Genomic DNA, 18,539 nt, shown 5'->3' with positions numbered 1-18,539 from the left:
CAGCATCCTGGCTGCGCTGATGCCGCGAATTGACCGCACAGGCGGGAATTCAACGCACGGCGCGTGATTGACTGTGTCAGATAGTCGTCATCCCCGCGAAAGCGGGGGATCCAGGTGCGTACTGGATTCCCGCTTTCGCGGGAATGACGATGATGGCGGGAATGACGGTAATGGGGTTAGCCCTCTGGCATTCATACGATTGCCCCGACATTTCACTTGATCGATTCAATCCCAATCACTATGATCGATTCGATATCAAGCCGCATCAAAAGAGGTGGTGTGGTGCGGCCATGGCCGTGATCGCAGTGTTGCCGGCTCCGAAGGGAGCCGGTTTCGACAAGAGATACGGCATGACAGAGGCAACCAGGGTGCTGACCCAGGAGGCGCTGGCCGATGTGGATGCCGGGCGTGTCATCGATCACCAGGTCGTGCAAGCGTGGGCGGAGAGTCTTGGCGTCGACCGGCAACACGACGGCGCGCAGGTTTCAGTGGATATTGCGAGTATTTCGGCGTTGATTGTGGCCGCTGACGACGCAACACCCGAACATTGACGAAAGGATGTGACATGGCACGCGTAATCAAACTCGTTTCAACGGATGACGGCACTCCCCAAGCGGAATCGACGCAAAAACTGGCGGCGGGCATCGATGTCGATATCTTTGAAGCCGATATCCAGGAACTGGGCGGCGAGCGTTTCTGGGAAGCCTTCTGGAAGACGCAGCACACTTATGGCGGTGTACATGAAGGCCAGCCGCTGGCGGCTATTTTTGCCACGCTGCATGCGGATTTGTTCCACAAGCTGCAGGATGACGTGGAACGCTTGCGCAACGATGATGCGCAGATGGACGAAGCCGAGCGGGACGATGTGTTCGGCATGGTGATGTTTCTGCTGAGCGTGGCGCACGGCGATCCCATGTACGACCCGATCGAACACGAAGGCTATGAGGCGGCGATGGCGCGCTTTGCCGCCGCCGTGAGCGACGAGGCGGCGCGGCGCGGGGGTTGAGGCGGAATATCGCTGCCGCTTGAAAACTTATTCCGCGCCGCGCGGTTGCGCCAGCAGTTTTTCCAGTTCGCCGCTGCCGAGCAGCTTGCGCAGTTCGGCAAAGCCACCGATCAGGCTGCCGTCGACAAACACCATGGGCAAGGTCGGCCAGCCGGTCCACATCTTCAGCGCATTGCGCCGTCGCCAGCCGGACAGGTAGCTGCCGTATTCGAGATAGCGGTGGGCGATGCCCTGCGCCGCGAGGGCGCGGCAGGCGCGTTTCGGAAAGGGGTTCTGCGCCATGCCGACGACCACGACCCGCTGCCCGGCCAGGGCTTGCTGCACTTCATGCACGATGTCCGCGTGGTTGTTCGCGATGAATTCGCGGATGGCCGGGTGTAGCCGTGTTTCATCGAGGATCTGGCGGGGCATGGTGATCTTCCTGGAATGGAGTTGGCTGGAAATCAGGTGGCTGCTGCCTGGGCTGCCGGCAGTTGTTCGCGCTGGATGATGAAGATTTTTTCCTCGCCGCCGGCGGTGTCGATCCAGGTCAGGGGCAGTTCGGGAAAGGCTGTTTCGACGAGATCACGGTTGTGCCCGACCTCGACGGCGAGCAGGCCGCCGGGCTGCAGATGGGTAGCCGCTTCGACGAGGATGCGGCGCACGATGTCGAGGCCGTCCGCGCCCGCCGCCAGGGCCAGCGCCGGCTCGTGGCGATACTCCTGCGGCAGGGCGTCCATGGCGGCCTGCGTGACGTAGGGCGGGTTGGAAACGATGAGATCGTAGCGCCGGCCAGCCAGCGCGCCGAACAGATCCGAGTGGATCGGCCTGACCTGCGCGGCCAGACCGTAGTCGGCAATGTTGCGTTGCGCCACGGCCAGCGCGTCGGTCGATAGATCGACGGCATCCACCTCGGCATCGGGAAACGTGAGCGCCATCAGGATCGCCAGGCAGCCCGAGCCGGTGCACAGGTCGAGCGCGCTGCGCACCTGCGCTGGCGATTCGATCCAGGGTGCGAATTCTTCTTCCAGCAGATTGGCGAAGTAGGAGCGCGGCACGATGACCCGCTCATCGACGTAGAAACTGAATTCGCCCAGCCAGGCCTGGTTGGTCAGGTAGGCGGCGGGCAGGCGGCGGGCGATCCGCTGCTGCAGCACGTGATGCACGGCCAGGCGTTCCGCCGCGGTCAGCCGCGCGTCGAGAAAAGGTTCGAGCCGGTCGTGCGGCAGATGCAGGGTGTGGAGGATCAGCCAGACGGCTTCGTCGTAGGCATTGTCGCAGCCGTGGCCGAAGTGCAGTCCGGCGGCGTTGAACTGGCTGACGGCGTAACGCAGCCAGTCGCGCAGGGTGATGAGTTCGTCGGTCGGGCGGGTGGTCATGGTTCATTCTGCCGGCCAGGCAGCCGGTCGAGCAGCGCCTCGTAGCAGCGGGCGAGCGGTTCGAGATCGGCAATGGCGATGCATTCGTCTGTTTTGTGGATGCTGGCGTTGATCGGGCCGAACTCGACGACTTCGCCGCAGATGCCGGCAATGTAGCGTCCGTCGGAGGTGCCGCCGCTGGTCGAAAGTTCCGCCGTGCGGCCAGTGACGCCATGGATGGCGGCCTGCAATGCGTTGCTGAGGTGGCCAGGCGGCGTCAGGTAAGGCTGGCCACCGCAGTTCCAGTGCAGCGCGTATTCTAGTCCGTGGCGATCGAGGATGGCGTGCACGCGATCCTGCAACTGCGCCACCGTGCTGGCGGTGGCGAAGCGGAAATTGCAGCGCACTTCCAGCCGGCCGGGGATGACGTTGTCGGCGCCGCTGCCGGCCTGGATGGCGGCGATCTGGAAGCTGGTCGGCGGAAAATGGGCGTTGCCCCGATCCCATTCCTCGGCCACCAGCTCGGCCAGCGCCGGCACGGCCTGATGCACGGGATTGCGGGCCAGTTGCGGATAGGCGACATGCCCCTGGATGCCGCTGATGACCAGATGACCGGAGAGCGAGCCGCGGCGGCCGTTCTTGATCGTGTCGCCAAGCTGCGCAACCGAGGTCGGCTCGCCGACGAGGCACCAGTCGATGCGTTCGCCGCGCGCCTTGAGAACATCGACGACGTGCGCCGTGCCGTCGACCGCCGCGCCTTCCTCGTCGGAAGTCAGCAGCAGGGCGATGCTGCCGGCCGGTTCCGGGTGGCGCGCGAGCCGGCGCTCGACGGCAACGACGAAGGCGGCGAGCGAGGATTTCATGTCGGCCGCGCCGCGTCCGTAGAGCATGCCGTCACGAATTTCCGGCTGGAATGGATCGCTGCGCCAATCGGCCGGCGCGCCGGGTGGCACGACATCGGTATGGCCGGCAAAGCAGAGCAGGGGAAGGGCGACGCTGGCGTCGTGTGTTTGCGGCGTCCAGCGTGCCCAGAGATTGCTCACCGGGCCGCGGTCCAGGCGTTCGAGCTGGAAGCCCAGCGCGGCCAGTCGCGCGCCGAGCAGTTCCAGACAGCCGGCATCATCCGGCGTGATGGAAGGCCGGGCGATCAGCGCCCGGGCAAGTTCGAGTACCGGACTGGCTGCGTTCATCGAGAGAGGCGAGGAATACGGGGAATGCTTCGGTTCCGTTGATGGAACATTCTCAATCCATCTTGAGATTGAACTCGCTGAAACTGGCGCTGGGCACGCTCAATGGATTGTCGGCCACGGTCGCCGGGCTGCTGCTGGCGTCCGCCTGCAGCGGGCCGCTCTGGTCGTTGTTGATCAGGAACAGCAGATTGTTGGCCGAATCGGCAGCGGCCGTGGCGGCATCCAGGGTAATGGCGCCGGACTTGTAGAGCTTGAACAGCGCCTGTTCGAAGGTTTGCGCGCCGGGCGTCATGCCGCTGTCCATGGATTCGCGCATGCCGTCCATGTCGCCTTTTTCGATCAGTTCGGAGATGTGGCGTGAGTTCAGCATCACTTCGACGGCTGGAATGCGGCTGCCATCGGGCTTCTTGACGAGGCGCTGGGAGATGATGGCCTTCAGCGTCACCGCCAGGTCGGCGAGCAGGGCAGGGCGGTTCTCCAGCGGATAGAGGCCGATGATGCGCGACAGCGCGTGATAGCTGTTGTTCGCATGCAGCGTGGCCAGGCACAGGTGCCCCGACTGCGCGTAGGCAATGGCCTGGGCCATGGTTTCCTTGTCGCGCACTTCGCCGATGAAAATGCAGTCCGGCGCCTGGCGCAGGGCATTCTTCAGGGCCAACTGGTAGTCGCGGGTATCGCTGCCGAGCTCGCGCTGATTGACGATGGAGCGCTTGTTCCTGAAGACGAATTCGATCGGGTCTTCCAGCGTCAGGATGTGGCCGCTCTTGCGCTCGTTGCGGTAATCGAGCATCGAGGTCAGCGTGGTGGTCTTGCCGGCGCCGGTTGCGCCGACCATCAGGATCAGCCCGTGCTTTTCCATGATGATTTCGGCCAGCACGCCGGGAACGTTCAGGGTTTCCAGCGCGGGAATTTCCGCCGGAACGTAGCGCACCACCAGCGCCGGCGTGCCTTTCTGGCGGAATGCCGAGAGACGGAAATTGCCCACGCCTTCCAGGCTGTAGTTGCCGTTGAGCTCCAGCGCTTCCTCGAATTCGCGGAACTGGCTGTCGCTGAGGACTTCGTGCAGCAGATTGTTGATGATTTCCGGCGTCATCACCTGCTGGTTGATCGGCACGGCCGTGCCGTTGATCTTGATGTTGATGGGCGCGCCGGCAGAAATGAAAATGTCCGAAGCCTTCTTCTCAGCCATCAACTGGAACAGTCGCTGCATTGCGCTCATGCTTGCATCTCCATCCGGATCGCCTGTGCATGTCGTATAAAAGGCCGATAATACGGGCCGGGAATTGATCGATACAGGCGATGTGATTATATGGCAGCAAGCAGAGACCGCGCGGTCGCCCCCGTGGCATTGTTGACCGGCGCAGCAGTGTGGGGGCTGGTCTGGTATCCCTACCGGGTGTTTGCCCAGGCCGGCTTGCCGGGCGTGCAGGCCACCACGCTGACCTATCTCATTGCCCTGCTGGCGGGCGCAGTTTTCCTGCGCAGGCACGTCGGCTCGGCATGGCGCAGCGGCAGGCTGGACTGGCGCTTGCCGCTGATCGGCCTGGCCGCCGGCGGCTGCAATCTGGGTTATGTGCTGGCAACCTTGCATGGCGAAGTCATGCGGGTGATGCTGCTGTTTTATCTCGCGCCGCTGTGGACCGTGCTCTGGGCATACTGGCTGCTGGGCGAGCGTCTCAATCGCTCGGGCGGAGCAGTGATCGTGCTGTCGCTGGGCGGCGCGCTCGTCATGCTCTGGCGTCCCGAACTGGGCATGCCCTGGCCGGCCAGTGGTGCCGAGTGGCTGGGGATGCTGGCCGGATTTCTGTTCGCCCTGTCGAACGTCATGGTGCGGCAGACGGCACAACTTTCGATAGAGGTGAAATCCCTGGCGGTCTTTCTCGGCGCCGTCGTGCTGGGCTTGCTGATCCTGCCGCTGGAAAGCCTGCTGCAGGGCGGCAGCGGTCTGGCCGGCTACGTCGTCGACAGCCGCATGCAGCCTTGGCATTGGGGTGTGCTGGGCCTGGTCGGGCTGATCCTGCTGCTGGTCAACCTGATCGTCCAGTACGGCTTGACGCATACCGCCGCGAATCAGGCCATCGTGATCTTTCTGTTCGAGCTGGTCGTGGCGGCGGTTGCGTCATGGCTGCTGGTCGACGAAACCATGGGGCTGCGCGAGTGGCTGGGTGGCGCGATGATCATCACAGCCAGTCTATTCTCCGGACGATTGGCGGCCGATGAGCAGGCTCGGCCGATGGGTTGAATCGCGGAGTTGCTGAGTCTTGCTCCCGCGCCCGATTTGCGCAGGCGCGATCTTGCGCTTCCCCACTGTAGGCCATATATTCGCCGGCTGCCCGCGCTTCTTCCAGGCGCGGCAAGTTGAAAGCAGCATCGATGTTCGAAGAATTCAAATCCTGGTACGCCAAGCGTCACGACTACGCCCGCGACTGGCTGGCGCGCACGGCGGGCGAAGGTGAAGTGGTGGCCACGATGTGCACCTACGCTCCCGAGGAAATCCTGATCGCCGCCGGCATGCTGCCGGTGCGCGTGCTGGGCGCGCATCAGACGCAGAACGTCGCCGAGCCGCACATCTTCGGCATGTTCTGTCCTTTCAGCCGCGATTCCCTGGCCCAGGGGCTGCTGGGACGTTACGACTATTGCAGCGGCCTGGTACTGGCGCAGTCCTGCCTGCATTACCGGCAGACCTTCACGTCCTGGCGCGATCATGTGGCGAGCCTGCGCTGGGACTACTATCTGCCGATGCCCAACGAAGTGCAGTCGCCGTTTGCCCGCGCCCTGCATCGGGAGGAAGTGGCGCGTTTTTGCGATTTCGTCGGCGAACGGCGCGGTGCCGCCATCGGCGCGGTGGAACTGCGGGCGGCCCTCGAACTGGTCGATGAGAATCGCCGCCTGTTGCGCCGGTTGTTCGCCCTGCGCCAGGCCGAAAACCCGCCGCTGACCGGCGCCGAGGCGCTGTACGCCTCGCTGACGGCGCAGTTCGTCGACAAGCGCGAGCACAACCGCGCCTTGCAGCGGGTGCTGGATGCGCTGCCGCAACGCGCTGTCTCGCGCGCCGCCGGCGTGCGCCTGATGACCATCGGCTCCGAGAACGACGACGTCGGCTTCATGGAAATGATCGAGTCGCTGGGCGCAACCATCGTCATCGACGATCAATGTTCCGGCACGCGCAATTTCTGGAACGAGGCGCGCGCCCATGACGATCCGCTGGCCGCCATCGCCGATCGTTACTGCGCCCGCCCGGCCTGTCCGACCAAGGATTATCCGGCGCACACGCGTTTCGCCCATGTGCTGGATCTGGCGCGCGAGTACCGGGTCGAGGCGGCGATATTCCTGCAGCAGAAATTCTGCGATCCGCACGAGGGCGACTATCCGGGCCTCAAGCAGCATCTCGAAAACCACGGTATTCCGACGCTGTTGCTGGAGTTCGACATCACCAATCCGCTCGGCCCCTTTCGCACCCGGATCGAGGCTTTTCTGGAAACCCTGGCCGAGGAGGATCTGTTCTGATGTCCGGCACGGCGGCAAAAGCACTGCATCCCACCGAACCCCTGCAATGCTGGCCCAAGGCCAAGGCGCTGCGCGAACAGTATTACCGCGACTATGCCGAGGCCAAGACGCGCGGCGGCATCCGCTGGGCGGGTTCAGCATGGACCCTGGATGCGCTGCCCAGCGCCCTGGGGCGCGATGTGTATCCGCTCACCGGCGAGCCGTATGCGGCATCCATCGCCCATGACCGCAACTTCAACCTGGCCGCGCAGAACGCCGTCGAGGCGGCGGGTTTCGCCCGTGACCTGTGTTCCTACATGCGCAGCTACTGGGGTTCGATCTACCTGAACCGCTATCTCGATGGCCAGCCTTTTCCCAAGCCGGATTTCAACTTCCAGACCACCATCTGCTGCTCGCACGCCAAGTGGTATCAGCATGCCGCCGAACTGGAAGGCACGCCGGTGCGCTTCATCGACGTTTCGGTCGGGCCTTACGGGGAACTGACGGCAGCGCGGCTGCAATACGTCGTCGATCAGGCGCTGGACTCCATTCCCTGGCTGGAGCAGGTGAGTGGCCGGCGCTTCGACGATGCGCTGTTCATCGAAGCCGTGCAGAACGAAATGCGCTCGACGGCGCTGTGGGCGGAAATCTGCTGCCTGAATCGCGCCAGGCCGGCGCCGCTGGACGAGAAAACCATGTTCTCGCTCTACGTCATGGCGACCCTGCACAAGTCCTCGCGCTGGTGCGCCGATTTCTATCAGGAACTGCGCGACGAAGTGGCCGACCGCGTGGCGCGCGGCATCGCCGCCGTGCCGCAGGAGCGCTGCCGGCTGATTTCCGACACCCAGCCGCCCTGGGCCTTCCTCAAGCTGTATCGCTATCTGGAGGAATTCGGCGCGGTTTCGGTCGGCTCGCTGTACACCTTCGGTCTGGAAGGCATCTGGGAAGACAAGCCCGATGGCACCTGGGGGCCGCGCACCACGCCGATGGCGCTGGGCCTGCCGATGAACACGCGCGAGGAAGTCATGCGCCTGTATTGCGACTGGAACCTGTCGAAACCGCAATGGCAGCATTTCTACGATCCCCGCCTGAAGACCGCGATGATGCAGCGCATCGTCCGCGAATGGCAGGTCGATGGCGTGATCCTGCATCTGAATCGCGGCTGCGAAGGACTCTCCCTGGGCATCATGGAAAACCGCCTGGGGCTGGTTCAGGCGGGTATCCCGGTGATGACCTACGAAGGCAACATGGGCGATGAGCGCGAATTTGATTACGAGCGCACCAGGAATCGCATCGATGCCTTCATGGAAATGCTCGGCCGGAAACATGAGTTTGTTGCCACGGCGGGGGACGCATGATCGCCGCCGGCATCGACATGGGCGCGCGCAGCATCAAGCTGGTGCTGCTGGAAAAGGATGACGGTGCCGCCGCGCCGCGCCTGCTGGGCCAGCATTCGATGTTTCCCGCCGCGCTGGACATGGATGCCGCCGCCGAGCGGGCCTATGTCGAACTGCTGCAGCCGCTGGCCCTGACTCCGCGCGATGTCGGCTGCATCGTCGCCACCGGCGTGGCGCGGCGTCAGGTGCCGTTCGCCGATCGCGAGATCACCGAAGTCGCCTCCGGCGGTCGCGGCGCGGCCGACTTGTGTGTTGATGTGCGCACGGTGATCGATGTCGGCGCCGAGGAAGCGCGGGCGATCCGTCTCGATGAAGCCGGCCGGGTGGCCGACTTCGCCGGCAACGAGAAGTGCGCGGCAGGCGCCGGCGCCTTTGCCGAATCCATGGCGCGCGCCCTGCAACTGACGCTGAGCGAGTTTGGCGCGGCCAGCCTGCGTTCCACGCAAAGCATTCCGATGAATGCCCAGTGCACGGTGTTCGCCGAATCCGAAGTGGTCTCCCTGATCCACGCCGCCACGCCGGTCGATGACATCGCCCGCGCCGTGCTCGATGCCGTGGCCAGCCGGATCTGCGCCATGGCGCGGCGCGTCGGCATCCGGCAGGAGGTGCTGCTGATCGGCGGCATGGCGCATAACCCCGGTTTCGTGCAGGCGCTGGAACGGGCGCTGGAAGTTCCTTCGATCAGGCTGCCGCAGCAGAGTCAGTCACAGCCACAGTTGCAGTTGGAACCGGAATACGTCTGCGCCCTGGGCGCGGCCCTGAGCGCTTTCGACGAGGTTTGAAGATGACTGAAACAGCGTGCTCATTCCATGAGCCTCGGCCCCGGCAAGATGCTCTTCGTGTGTCACGACCCCACGGAGAGTTGCCATGTTCAAGCACGCCATTTCGCGTTTTTCCACCAATCCCGATGCCCTGGTCTTCTGGAGCGCCATGTTTCTCGGCGCTCTATATTTGCTTGCCGGTCCGCTCATCGGCGCAAGCTGAACCGTTGACAAGATGAATCAGATACAGCCTGAGGCGTCCGCCTGCATCACCTGGGAAGAGGCGGGGACGCCGCACCGCCTGCGCTGGCGTTCGCTGGCCGGCGTGCCCGCGCCGCGCCGCGTGGTGCTTGCCGACGACCGCATGCCGGCGGATACCGCCTACAGACTGGCCTGCGAGGGAACGGCGCTGCTCTGGCGCGGCGATTACCAGAATGCCCGCCAACTGTTGAGCGCCATGGCGCGGCGTCTGGATCGCGGCGCGCGCAAACCAGCCAGGGCCGGCAGAAAAGATGAGGTCGCTTCCTTGCCCATGCGCGAGCGGTTTCATCGCTACCGGCTCGCTCAGGCGCAGCGGGCGCGCATCCTGGGCATGCTGTTGCTGCCGTTCGAGGCGGATCATCGCCTCTCCCTGCGCCGCGCGCCGGATGTCCGCCAGGCCAGCATCGAGGCCGCCGGCGCGGACGATCGGCCCTACGCCGCCTCGCTGCGCGAGCTGCTGGGCATCATCGGCGCCCACGAGTGGCGCAAGAAGGGCGTCGAGATTGCCGTGCCGGGGAGCGGCATCGACACCGGCAGCCGCATCCATATTCATCCGCATTACGCGGTGTTTTCGCCGGTGCGTGGCGAATACGTCGATCTGGTGGCGCAGGCGCCGTTGCCGGTAGCGCTGTCGGCAAGCTCGCTGGCCTTCGATATCGGCACCGGCACCGGCGTGCTGGCGGCCGTGCTCGCCCGGCGCGGCGTCGAGCGGGTCGTCGCCACGGACAGCGATCCGCGCGCCCTGGCCTGCGCGCGCGAGAACATCGACAACCTGCAACTGGCCGGTCGGGTCGCGGTCGTCGCGGCCGATCTGTTTCCGCCGGCAGAAGCGGGCGCCGCCCTGATCGTCTGCAATCCGCCGTGGCTGCCGGGGCGTCCCGCCTCGCCGCTGGAGCATGCGGTGTATGACGAGGGCAGCCGCATGCTGCTGGGCTTTCTGCGCGGATTGGCGGCGCGGCTGCTGCCGGGGGGCGAGGGCTGGCTGATCCTTTCCGACCTGGCCGAACACCTCGGTCTGCGCAGTCGCGACGAATTGCTGGCAGCCATCGCCGGGGCCGGGTTGCGGGTCGTCGAGCGCCATGACATGCGTCCGCGTCACCGTCGGGTCGCGGATGCCAGCGACCCACTGCATGCGGCGCGCAGTGCCGAGATCACTTCATTGTGGCGTCTGGCGGTTGCCTGAGCGGGGTTTTCGTCTTCGCCCGATTCCCCTCGGGCGCATCGGCATTCAGCTCGCAGCCGTATCCGCCGCGAGCTTGCCGCTGGCGTCGCGATAGATGCGCCAGGTATCGCGGCTGCGCTTGGCTTCGTACATGGCGGAATCGGCGGACTTCTTGAGTGCCTCGATTTCATCGGCGTCCATGGGGTAGAGGGCGAAGCCCAGGCTGCCGGTGACGCTGACGATGCCGGCACTCGTCTTGATGGGTCTGGAGATGACGCTCAGCAGGCGATCCGCCATCATTTTCAGCGCCTCACGGTCGCCGATCATGTCCAGCATGATCATGAATTCGTCGCCGCCATGGCGGGCAACGAAGTCGCTGTCGCGCAATACGCCCTGCATCCGGCTGGAGATCACGCAAAGCACTTCATCGCCCACCGCGTGGCCGTGCGTGTCGTTGATCGGCTTGAAACCATCGAGATCGAGGTAGCCGAGGGCAAAACGCTGCGGCGGATTCTGGGTGCCATACAGCGACATGCGTTCGTTGAGCATGGCGTCGAAGTTGCGGCGATTGGCCAGTCCGGTGAGAGGATCGGTCTTGGCCAGTTCCATGAATTTCTCGCGTTCCGTATCCCGTTCGCGTTTGAGCACGGCCGCCGTGTATTCGTAGATGAAGGCCATTGCCGAAATGACGGACACGCCCAGCAGGGCAATGACCAGGCTGAGCACTTCCATTTTTTCGGCGGCATCGACGGTCTGGATGAAGGGTACGCCGAGCCACTGCATGAGCAGCAGGATTGCCAGGAGCGCAATCGTGATCCTGGAAATGCGGTTGCCCAGTACCTGACCGCCGAAGAAAAAGGCCGTCAGCACGGGCACGACCAGCAGGTAGATGACCGGAGAGGTCAAAGGCCCGCCTGAAATGCCGATGGCGCCGATGAGGGTGACCAGCAGCACGATGACGACGGCCTTGCTGGTCTGGGCGTAATTGCCATGGCGCCAGAAGCGGATGAAGGCATAGTTGAACCAGAGCACCATCGGCAGGATCAGGGTGGCTGCGCTGATGTTGGAATGCAGTGGGAATTTCGAGAGGAAAATGGTGATCAGCGCAATCAGGGCGCAGCCCGCCATGATGACCATCGAGGCGATCAATATCCGCGCCCGGTTGAGCATGTCCGGAACATCGCGCAAGCTCGGGTGGACGAAGTGGTCCACCATCTCCACCAGGTAATGAACTGCAGTTCTTGGAAGCTTGTCGTTCATGGCATCAGTCGATGCGGGTTTTCTTGGGGGCTTTGTCCGCAATCCGCAGGATTCAGCCGGCTTGTCGCCTGGATGGTTGTCGATAGCGGACGATTATAAACATAAGCGGATCGGGATATTCATCATTTTGGGTATATAACTAATTGATTAGCTATTGTTTTCGCCGGCGCCAGCCTGGGCGGCGCGACGCGGCGAAAAGCTGAAGTGCAAATGAAGGGGGCATTGCCGGCCTCCCGGCAATGCCCCGCGCGCTTCATGACGGCAGGAACGATTTACAGCGCCTTGGCACGCGCAGCCAGATAACGCTGGATCTGCTTGGTGGCGTACATCCCCGACAGGCCGGACTGGTGCGTGCCCATGCCGGCCGCGCCGGCGTCGGCGCCGACCACGTAGAGGCCACGGATCGGCAGCTCCGACTTCGGCTTGTCGATACCGCATTGGCCGACGATCTGCGCCAGGCCGACGCACTCGCCGCCGCTGCCCTTGACCACGCTGTCGCGCGTCAGATTGGAGATTTCGCGCGGCCCGGTGTACTCCTTGCGCTCGGTGGCTTCCCAGATGTCGGGGAAGACCTGCTGCATCTGCTCGTCCATCTTCTTCCACAGCGCCTCGATTTCCTTGGCTTCCGGATTGGCCGAGCAGACCGTGCCGGAAACCAGCACCTGCTTGCCTTCGGGCGCGGCATCCGGATCGAAGAATTTGTGGTTGACCATGAAGAGGATGACTTCTTCGGGAATGTTGCCATCCTTCATCTTCTTGTAGCGCTCCATGTCGTACCAGGAGTCGTCGGACCACATGACGTAGAGGCCGGTTTTCATGACGGGCTTGTTGAGGAAGTAGCGCACGCTGGTGAACGCCCAGCCCGGCACCAGGCTCTTGACGTAGTTCACATAGGCTTTGTCGAAGTGCTCCTCGCCGACCAGCTTGATCACCGTCGGCTGCAGGCCGGCATTGGAGACGACGACCGGCGCCTTGAACTGGCCCTTGTCGGTGTCGATGCCGGTGACGGCGCCATCCTCGACGATGACCTTATTCACCCGACAGCCCTTGATCAGGGTGCCGCCGTTCTTCTCGAACTCGCGCACCATGACGTTGGTCAGCATGGCGAAGCCGCCCTTGTACTGGCCGCCACCGCCTTGCAGCATCATCTGCTGCATGATCAGGATCATTTCCGAAGCGGAGACCAGGTCGATCGGCTCGGCCAGCGAAGCGTTGGCCTGGAAGCCCATGTAGCTGTAGAGCGGGGCGGGAACGTCGCGCTCGGCCAGCCATTCCTCCATGGTGACGCGGTCGAGCTTGGCGAGGTCTTCGGCCGTCAGGCTGAGCATTTCGCCGATCAGCATCATCGACTTTTCCTGCTCCTCGGGGGTGGCTTCCCAGGAGTTGAAGAAGCCCGTGGCATCGGTCAACGCCTGTTTCTGCGAGGTGATCTTGTAATTTTTCCAGCCGGCGCGTTTGTAGGCCAGGGTGATCATCTCGCGCTGGTCGTCGACGTCCAGCGCCGGCTTGAAGTCCTCGGAACAGCCGAGTTCGGCGAAGATCTGCTCGAAGGCGTTGCCGCGCGTGGGCACCTGGCCGTGCGGGAACAGGTCGTAGGCGTAACCGTCGGCATCGATGCTGTACATCTTGCCGCCGAGCACTTCGTTTTTCTCGACGATCAGCGTTTTCACGCCGCGTTTCTGCAACAGGGTGGCGCAAGCCAGCCCGCCGGGGCCGCTACCGATGACGATGACTTCGTAGGTGTTGTTGCTCATGCTGCTCTCCTTCTATTGTTGTAGTGGTGCTGCCTTGGGTTGGTGAAACGGGAAAGTGTTGCCGGATGCCGCCGTTCAGGCGGGTAGTGCGGTTGCGGAAGCCGGGTGCTCGACGAACAGGCTGCCGATGACGGTTTCGATGAAGGCAATCTGCCGCGCGACCCGCTGGTCGGCAAACGGATCGCTGCCGAAGGTCTGCTGCAGCAAGGGCGCGATGGCGAAGTGGCCAAATGACAGATGCCAGAAAAGCTCGACGATTTGCGGATAGTCCTGCTTGCTCAAATGCGGCGCGCGCTTGCCGAGCTGGTGGGTAATGGTTTCGGCAAAGGGTTTCAGCCAGCGGTTGACCAGGCGTTCCAGATGACTGCCGTTGGCGATCGCCTCGAGATAGATCAACTGGCTGACATGCGGCCGGCGCTGCAACTGGGTGATGATCTGCTGCGCGGCATCGCGGATGTTTTCCGGTGAATTGTCCCCGGTGGAAGTGCGCCGGACGGTGTCGATGATCGGCTGGATGCCGCGCTCCAGCACGGCCTCGTAGAGGGCTTCCTTGTTCTTGTAGTAGTTGTACAGCGTCGCTTCGTTCACCCCGGCGGCGCTGGCGATTTCACGCACCCGCGTGCCGCGCAGGCCGTGGCGGGCGAACAGCGGCTCGGCGGCGTCGAGGATCTGGCTGTCGGTGAATGCGGCACGTTCGGCCAGCGCGGCGGCGCGCAGCGGCGAGATGTGGCGGGGGCGGCGGGTGGCCGTGGTCATGGCGGGAGCGGAGGGGTGGCGAGATGAGAATAAGTGAACGTTTAGGAGATTAAACATCTGTTTATTCTCGTTGTCAATTGGTTTGGCTTTGTTTGGTCTGGCTTCGGCCGAGGTCGGTAAATGGATGTCAGGATGGCAAATTGCGCGGCGTATACTGCTCACCGTCCAGGTTTTCAAAGGTGAGTCTCATGAGCATGCGCGAGCGCAGTGTGCAGTGTTGCAACGCAGGCGGGCTGCATCGCATGGCCTACACGGAATGGGGCGATGCGGCGAATCCCCGGGTGCTGCTCTGCGTGCATGGCCTAACGCGCTGTTCGCGTGATTTCGACGATCTGGCCATGGCCCTGGAAAAGGACTACCGGATCGTTTGTCCGGATGTGGTGGGACGTGGGCGCAGCGACTGGCTGGCCGACAAGAGCCAGTACGGCATCCAGCAGTATCTGGTCGACATGGCGACCCTGGTGGCGCGGCTGGATGTCGAGGAAATCACCTGGCTGGGGACTTCCATGGGCGGCTTGATCGGCATGTACTACGCGGCGCAGCAGGGCACGCCGATCCGCCGACTGATCCTCAATGATGTCGGGCCGGTGCTCACCGCCGCTTCCCTGCAGCGCATCGGCGAATATGTCGGCGATCCGCCGCGCTTCGACAGTCTTGCGGATGCCGAGCAGTTCGTGCGCCTGGTCAGCGCGAGCTTCGGCCCGCACACGGATGCGCAATGGCGGCATCTGACGGCGCATGTGGTGCGCACCGCCGCGGATGGCAAGGTGGAGTTTCGTTACGATCCGGGTATCGCCGAATCGTACAAGGCGGTTGCGGGCAGCGGCGAAGACATCGAACTATGGCCGGTCTATGAGCAGATCCAGTGCCCGACCGTGGTACTGCGCGGCGCCGAATCGGATCTGCTGCGCCCGGATACCTTGCAGCAGATGACGCGGCGCGGGCCGCGCGCGCGGGCGATCGAACTGCCCGGCGTCGGTCATGCGCCGACGTTCATGGCGGCGCACCAGATCGACCTGGTGCGCGAGGCATTGGAGGCATTGGCCTGACGGGCAATCCTCAGCGGCGCCGCGTGCCGATCAGGCTGGCGCTGATCGAGGCCGCCAGGATGACCGTGACCACCAGCAGCGAGGTCGCCGTCGGAATGTGATGCCAGGGCGCGATCAGCATTTTCGCGCCGATGAAGGTCAGCACCAGCGCCAGACCGTATTTCAGCAGGTGGAAGCGGTCGGCCATGTCCATCAGCAGGAAGTAGAGGGCGCGCAGACCCATGATGGCGAAGATGTTGGAGGTGAAGACGATGAAGGGATCGGTGGTGATGGCAAAGATCGCCGGTATCGAATCGACGGCGAACACCACATCCGAGGCTTCGACCAGAATCAGCACCAGGAACAGCGGCGTGAAGTAGCGCACGCCGTCCTTGACGACGGTGAAGCGCTCGCCATGTTTCCCGTGCTCGTCCTCGGCCGAGGTGATGCGCAGATAGCGGCGCGCCAGGCGCAGCACCGGATTCTTTTCCAGGTCGGGCTGCTTTTCCGCCATCACCAGCATGCGCAGGCCGGTGATCACCAGGAAGACGCCAAAGAGATACAGCACCCAGCTGAATTCACGCACCACCCAGGCGCCGGCGAGGATCATCACGGCACGCAGGACGATCGCTCCGAGCACGCCGTACAGCAGCACCCGGCGCTGGTATTCGGGCGCGATCTGGAAGGCGCTGAAGATCATCAGGAAGACGAAGATGTTGTCGACCGACAGCGATTTTTCGATGACGTAGCCGGTGAGAAAATCGAGCGCCTTGTCATGCGCCAGTTGCGCGCCATACAGATTATTGAAATAGAGCCAGAGAAACCCCGCGAAGGTCAGCGCCAGCGCTACCCAGACCAGCGACCAGGTGGCCGCTTCGCGCACGCTGACGCGATGCGCGCGGCGGCCGCCGAAGACGAACAGGTCGAGGGCCAGCATGAGCAGCACGAAAAGGATGAAGCCGCCCCAGAGAGCGGGGCTGGCGTGAGTGTAGAGAGGGCTCATGTTCGAGGGGGCGGAGGCCAGGGAGCTTGGTTAAGGACAGGGATCAGGCGCTGGCGCTGCGCAAGGCGGCGATGCGCGCTTCCAGCGGCGGGTGGCTGGAAAACAGCGCCATCCAGCCGGGACGGCCATTGATGCCGGCGGTGGCGACGTTCTGCGGCAGTTCACCGGGCTGCATGCCGCTCAGGCGCTGCAGGGCGTGGATCATCGGCTGGGGCGTGCCGAGCAGGCGGGCGGCGCCGGCATCGGCGCGGAACTCGCGCTGGCGCGAGAAATACATCACGATGATGCTGGCCAGGATGCCGAAAACGATGTCGCAGACGATGACCGTGGCCATGTAGCCCAGCCCCGGGCCGCTGCTGGATTCGTCGTTCTTGCGCAAGGCGGCGTCGACGAAATAGCCGATGATGCGCGAGAGAAAATAGACGAAGGTATTCACCACGCCCTGGATCAGGGTCAGCGTCACCATGTCGCCGTTGGCGATGTGGGCGACTTCGTGGGCCAGCACCGCCTCGGCTTCCTCGCGCGTCATGCTCTGCAAGAGGCCCGTGGAAACGGCGACCAGCGAGTTGTTCTTCGTCGCGCCGGTGGCGAAGGCGTTCGGCTCACCGTCGTAGATGGCGACTTCCGGCATCCTCAGATCAGCCTTGCTGGCCAGCTTCCGCACCGTATCGACCAGCCAGTATTCGGTGGAGTTGGCCGGCGTCTCGATGACGCGCGCGCCGGTGCTCCACTTGGCGATGAATTTCGACAGCCACAGCGAAATGAACGCGCCGCCGAAGCCCAGGATGGCGGCGAATACCAGCAGGCGGCCCAGATCCAGGCCCTCCTGGGTGAAAAAGCGGTTGGCGCCGGTCAGCGTGGTGACGATGCCCAGCACCAGCATGATCGCCAGATTGGTGGTGACCAGCAGGAAGATGCGTTTCATGGAATGACTCCCCTACGGATGAGACGAAGCGCGCAGCTTAGGACTTCCTGAATGATCGAACAAGTCGAATATAATTTACCAACACTTCGAAAAAATGGATGATTCAGCACGGCTCCCAACCTTGTCCAGACTCAATTACAAGCATCTGCGCTACTTCTGGATGGTCGCTCGCGCCGGCTCGATTGCCCGTGCCGCCGAACAACTGCATCTGACGCCGCAATCCATCAGCACTCAGTTGGGGGCGCTGGAAGCCAGCCTCGGGGTGGCGCTGTTCCAGCGCGCCGGGCGCGGGCTGGAACTGAGCGAGGCCGGCCGGCGCATCCTGCATCATGCCGAGGAAATCTTCACGCTGGGAGATGAACTGCTCGAAGCCGCGCATGACGAGTCGCGCAGCCAGCGCGCGCTGCCGCTGCGCATTGGCATTGCCGATTCGGTGGCCAAGTCGGTGGTGCAGCGGGTCATCGCCCCGGCCCTGCAACTGGCCGAGCCCATGCGCCTGATCTGCCGCGAGGGGCGCCTCGATCTGCTCCTGGCCGAGCTGGCCGTGCATCGCCTCGACATGGTGATCGCCGATCGGCCGATGCCCTCCAATCTCAACGTGCGCGGCTACAGCCACCTGTTGGGCGAGAGCGAACTGGCCATTTTTGCCGCGCCCGCCCTTGCCGCCACTTTGCCGCTGGCGTTTCCGGCACTGCTGGATAACGCGCCCCTGTTGCTGCCCGGCGAGGACGTGGCGATCCGCCACCGTCTCGAACACTGGCTGGCCGCGATGGATCTGCGTCCGCGCATCATCGGCGAGTTCGACGACAATGCCCTGCTGACCGCCTTCGCCCAGGCGGGTGCCGGCCTGTTTTTCGCGCCGGCGGCGATTGCCGACGACCTTTGCCGGCGGCATGAAGTCGTCGAACTGGGGCGCGTCGCGACGATCCGCGAGCAGCTCTACGCCATCACCACGGAACGCCGCCTGACCCACCCGGCCATCGTCGCCATCCGCGACACGGCCCGCGATGAGCTGTTCGGCAAGGCGGGGCAGAAGGGCAGGCAGGCAAGAAAGTGAATGAACTTTTCTCTGTGGCCCCCTCTCCCCAACCCCTCTCCCACGAGGGGAGAGGGGCATTGTCTCCGGAACACTCGGTCGGGCGTTGATTGCCAATTTGTACAGTTCCTCCCTCTCCCCTCGCAGGATGCACAGTCTCTCCCTCTCCCCTCGTGG

Annotated in this window: 18 protein-coding genes; 9 read left to right on the top strand and 9 right to left on the bottom strand. The window is 63.8% G+C overall.

The annotated features are described in order from the left end of the window. Nucleotides 1-143: 143 nt before the first annotated feature. Together SDENCHOL_RS14490 and SDENCHOL_RS08900 are read left to right on the top strand one after the other, a co-directional pair. Nucleotides 144-551, top strand: coding sequence for a hypothetical protein (locus tag SDENCHOL_RS14490; RefSeq protein WP_231912952.1), 408 nt, complete (start codon nucleotides 144-146; stop codon nucleotides 549-551). Between the two features lie 14 nt (nucleotides 552-565). Continuing rightward, the gene (locus tag SDENCHOL_RS08900; RefSeq protein WP_154716911.1) at nucleotides 566-1,006 is read left to right on the top strand and encodes a hypothetical protein; all 441 of its coding nucleotides are present in this window, start codon (nucleotides 566-568) and stop codon (nucleotides 1,004-1,006) included. A gap of 27 nt (nucleotides 1,007-1,033) precedes the next feature. Here the strand turns inward: SDENCHOL_RS08900 and SDENCHOL_RS08895 are convergent, their stop codons facing one another. From SDENCHOL_RS08895 to SDENCHOL_RS08880, 4 genes are read right to left on the bottom strand one after another with little or no spacing between them, the layout of a single operon-like run. Continuing rightward, nucleotides 1,034-1,417, bottom strand: coding sequence for a glutaredoxin domain-containing protein (locus SDENCHOL_RS08895; protein WP_154716910.1), 384 nt, complete (start codon nucleotides 1,415-1,417; stop codon nucleotides 1,034-1,036). Nucleotides 1,418-1,449: 32 nt separating this feature from the next. Next, nucleotides 1,450-2,364: a 50S ribosomal protein L3 N(5)-glutamine methyltransferase gene (gene prmB / locus SDENCHOL_RS08890; protein ID WP_154716909.1), complete on the bottom strand. Its 915-nt coding sequence runs from the start codon at nucleotides 2,362-2,364 to the stop codon at nucleotides 1,450-1,452. After that, nucleotides 2,361-3,533 (bottom strand): succinyl-diaminopimelate desuccinylase, encoded by a 1,173-nt coding sequence (gene dapE, locus SDENCHOL_RS08885; protein ID WP_154716908.1) that lies wholly within the window; start codon nucleotides 3,531-3,533, stop codon nucleotides 2,361-2,363. Before dapE ends, prmB begins: the two co-directional genes overlap by 4 nt. Nucleotides 3,534-3,585: 52 nt before the next feature. Beyond that, complete coding sequence (locus tag SDENCHOL_RS08880; RefSeq protein ID WP_172955046.1) at nucleotides 3,586-4,752, bottom strand: PilT/PilU family type 4a pilus ATPase; 1,167 nt, start codon at nucleotides 4,750-4,752, stop codon at nucleotides 3,586-3,588. A 90-nt stretch (nucleotides 4,753-4,842) separates the two neighbouring features. Between SDENCHOL_RS08880 and SDENCHOL_RS08875 the strand changes: the two genes are divergently transcribed. The 5 genes from SDENCHOL_RS08875 (at nucleotide 4,843) to SDENCHOL_RS08855 (ending at nucleotide 10,621) form a co-directional block, all read left to right on the top strand. Next, nucleotides 4,843-5,775, top strand: a complete 933-nt coding sequence (locus SDENCHOL_RS08875; protein WP_154716907.1) for a DMT family transporter — start codon at nucleotides 4,843-4,845, stop codon at nucleotides 5,773-5,775. A 131-nt stretch (nucleotides 5,776-5,906) separates the two neighbouring features. Beyond that, a complete protein-coding gene (gene bzdN / locus SDENCHOL_RS08870; protein WP_154716906.1) occupies nucleotides 5,907-7,040 on the top strand; it encodes a benzoyl-CoA reductase, bzd-type, subunit N in 1,134 nt (377 codons plus the stop codon). Further along, nucleotides 7,040-8,377 carry a benzoyl-CoA reductase, bzd-type, subunit O gene (gene bzdO / locus SDENCHOL_RS08865; protein WP_154716905.1) on the top strand — a complete coding sequence of 446 codons (1,338 nt, stop codon included), beginning with the start codon at nucleotides 7,040-7,042 and terminating at the stop codon, nucleotides 8,375-8,377. The genes bzdN and bzdO overlap by 1 nt, the downstream gene beginning before the upstream one ends. Next, nucleotides 8,374-9,198 carry an acyl-CoA dehydratase activase gene (locus SDENCHOL_RS08860; protein ID WP_154716904.1) on the top strand — a complete coding sequence of 275 codons (825 nt, stop codon included), beginning with the start codon at nucleotides 8,374-8,376 and terminating at the stop codon, nucleotides 9,196-9,198. Before bzdO ends, SDENCHOL_RS08860 begins: the two co-directional genes overlap by 4 nt. Before the next feature lie 214 nt (nucleotides 9,199-9,412). Then, on the top strand, nucleotides 9,413-10,621 hold the full coding sequence (locus SDENCHOL_RS08855; protein ID WP_154716903.1) for a N5-glutamine methyltransferase family protein: 1,209 nt from the start codon (nucleotides 9,413-9,415) through the stop codon (nucleotides 10,619-10,621). A gap of 45 nt (nucleotides 10,622-10,666) precedes the next feature. On the opposite strand, the gene SDENCHOL_RS08850 is transcribed toward SDENCHOL_RS08855, so the two are convergent. From SDENCHOL_RS08850 to SDENCHOL_RS08840, 3 genes are all read right to left on the bottom strand, one after another. Beyond that, nucleotides 10,667-11,860 carry a GGDEF domain-containing protein gene (locus tag SDENCHOL_RS08850; RefSeq protein ID WP_154716902.1) on the bottom strand — a complete coding sequence of 398 codons (1,194 nt, stop codon included), beginning with the start codon at nucleotides 11,858-11,860 and terminating at the stop codon, nucleotides 10,667-10,669. A 272-nt stretch (nucleotides 11,861-12,132) separates the two neighbouring features. After that, complete coding sequence (locus tag SDENCHOL_RS08845; RefSeq protein ID WP_154716901.1) at nucleotides 12,133-13,614, bottom strand: phytoene desaturase family protein; 1,482 nt, start codon at nucleotides 13,612-13,614, stop codon at nucleotides 12,133-12,135. A 75-nt stretch (nucleotides 13,615-13,689) separates the two neighbouring features. Then, complete coding sequence (locus SDENCHOL_RS08840; protein ID WP_154716900.1) at nucleotides 13,690-14,370, bottom strand: TetR/AcrR family transcriptional regulator; 681 nt, start codon at nucleotides 14,368-14,370, stop codon at nucleotides 13,690-13,692. A 188-nt stretch (nucleotides 14,371-14,558) separates the two neighbouring features. On the opposite strand from SDENCHOL_RS08840, the gene SDENCHOL_RS08835 reads away from it, so the two are divergent. Further along, complete coding sequence (locus tag SDENCHOL_RS08835; protein ID WP_154716899.1) at nucleotides 14,559-15,419, top strand: alpha/beta fold hydrolase; 861 nt, start codon at nucleotides 14,559-14,561, stop codon at nucleotides 15,417-15,419. A gap of 10 nt (nucleotides 15,420-15,429) precedes the next feature. On the opposite strand, the gene SDENCHOL_RS08830 is transcribed toward SDENCHOL_RS08835, so the two are convergent. Together SDENCHOL_RS08830 and htpX are read right to left on the bottom strand one after the other, a co-directional pair. Continuing rightward, the gene (locus SDENCHOL_RS08830; protein WP_154716898.1) at nucleotides 15,430-16,401 is read right to left on the bottom strand and encodes a TerC family protein; all 972 of its coding nucleotides are present in this window, start codon (nucleotides 16,399-16,401) and stop codon (nucleotides 15,430-15,432) included. Nucleotides 16,402-16,444: 43 nt separating this feature from the next. Beyond that, nucleotides 16,445-17,326 (bottom strand): protease HtpX, encoded by an 882-nt coding sequence (gene htpX / locus SDENCHOL_RS08825; protein ID WP_154716897.1) that lies wholly within the window; start codon nucleotides 17,324-17,326, stop codon nucleotides 16,445-16,447. A 121-nt stretch (nucleotides 17,327-17,447) separates the two neighbouring features. Between htpX and nhaR the strand changes: the two genes are divergently transcribed. Next, nucleotides 17,448-18,383, top strand: a complete 936-nt coding sequence (nhaR, locus tag SDENCHOL_RS08820) for a transcriptional activator NhaR (protein WP_154716896.1) — start codon at nucleotides 17,448-17,450, stop codon at nucleotides 18,381-18,383. Nucleotides 18,384-18,539: the final 156 nt, after the last annotated feature.

It is taken from the genome of Sterolibacterium denitrificans, assembly GCF_900174485.1.
In the GTDB taxonomy this organism is placed as follows: domain Bacteria; phylum Pseudomonadota; class Gammaproteobacteria; order Burkholderiales; family Rhodocyclaceae; genus Sterolibacterium; species Sterolibacterium denitrificans.
This window is presented reverse-complemented; position numbering and strand designations above follow the sequence as displayed.